Source organism: Komagataeibacter europaeus LMG 18890, assembly GCF_000285295.1.
Lineage (GTDB): Bacteria > Pseudomonadota > Alphaproteobacteria > Acetobacterales > Acetobacteraceae > Komagataeibacter > Komagataeibacter europaeus.
In genome coordinates this window covers 1-1,283 of record NZ_CADP01000178.1, presented here as the reverse complement: position 1 = coordinate 1,283, position 1,283 = coordinate 1, and the positions used below count along the sequence as shown (strand labels likewise).

Annotated in this window: 1 protein-coding gene; it reads right to left on the bottom strand. The window is 58.5% G+C overall.

The window, feature by feature from the left end; all coding sequences use genetic code 11:
- Positions 1-173: 173 nt before the first annotated feature.
- Positions 174-1,196, bottom strand: a complete 1,023-nt coding sequence (locus GEU01_RS19975) for an IS110 family RNA-guided transposase (RefSeq protein WP_019086379.1) — start codon at positions 1,194-1,196, stop codon at positions 174-176.
- Positions 1,197-1,283: the final 87 nt, after the last annotated feature.

Genomic DNA, 1,283 nt, shown 5'->3' with positions numbered 1-1,283 from the left:
AAGCCACTGGCCAGTATGGTGATCAGCGGATCAGATCCAAATCTCACAGGCGTGCTTTAAAGCACAGAGAAATCCACTGGTTTTTCCGATCCGGATCAGACGATCATGCGCCCATTCAGGTCATCGCCCTCTCACACCCCTACCGGTTCCATCCGCGGGAGCCGAGCCATCGCTCAGGCTGCCACGGACAGGGCCGGATCCCGATAATCCTCCTGTTTTGTTGCCATGGCCCAGATGGCTCGTGCCATCCTGTTGGCCAGCGCAATGGCTACCAGCATACGGGGCTTGCGGGCCAGCATCCGTGCCAGCCAGCTTCCCGGTGCAGGGGCCTTACGGCTGGCCCAGTTCACCTGGGTCATGGCGCCCATGATGAGAAGCCTGCGGATATCAGCCTGCCCGGCTTTTGATATCTTCCCCAGCCTTTCCTTTCCGCCAGATGAGAACTGACGGGGCACCAGCCCCAGCCACGCAGCAAAGTCGCGCCCGCGCCGGAAGCTCTGCAGGTCAGGCGCAAAAGCTTCAATCGCAAGAGCGGTCAGAGGACCCACTCCAGGCATGCTCTGCAATCTGCAGGTGTTTTCACTTTCCTGGACAAGCATCCTGATCTTCTTTGTTCTGACATCAATCCGCACACTCTGCTCCGAAATCTGTCGCAGCAGATCAAGGCATTCCTGCTTCACAGCCTCTGGCAGAACCGCCTCATCCAGCATGGCTTCAATGTGTCTGATATGCGCAATCCCCTGTGGCACGACGAGACCGAATTCATACAGAACGGCACGCAGGGCATTCACCAGTTCCGTGCGCTGGTGCACCAGACGCTGCCGGGCCCGGAAAAGAACGCCACGCGCCTGCTGCGCTTCAGTGCGTGGTTCGACAAAGCGCATTTCCGGCTGACGGGCCGCAATGACGATCGCTTCCGCATCAGCAGCATCGTTCTTCTGGCGCTTCACGAAAGGCTTCACATACTGCGGAGCGATCAGTCTGACCTCGTGACCAGCTCCTGCCAGTTCGCGAGCCCAGTAATGCGCGCTCCCGCACGCTTCAAGAACGACCAGAGCAGGCGGCTGCGTGGCCATGAACTGCATAAACTGCTGACGACGCAGCTTTTTGCGAAACATCACCTCGCCCGCACGCGAAGCTCCATGAACCTGGAAAATGTTCTTTGCCAGATCAACGCCTATCACTGTATCCTTCATCTGCCGTCCTTTCGCGCAGTCGTTTCTTCCAACGACCATTCTGGCACATTGCGATGCCGTGCGGGGAGGACGGCAACCACCCCATCT

Excerpts from the sequence above, each read along its gene's own strand:
- GEU01_RS19975 (WP_019086379.1), bottom strand. The coding sequence starts at position 1,196 with ATGAAGGATACAGTGATAGGCGTTGATCTGGCAAAGAACATTTTCCAG.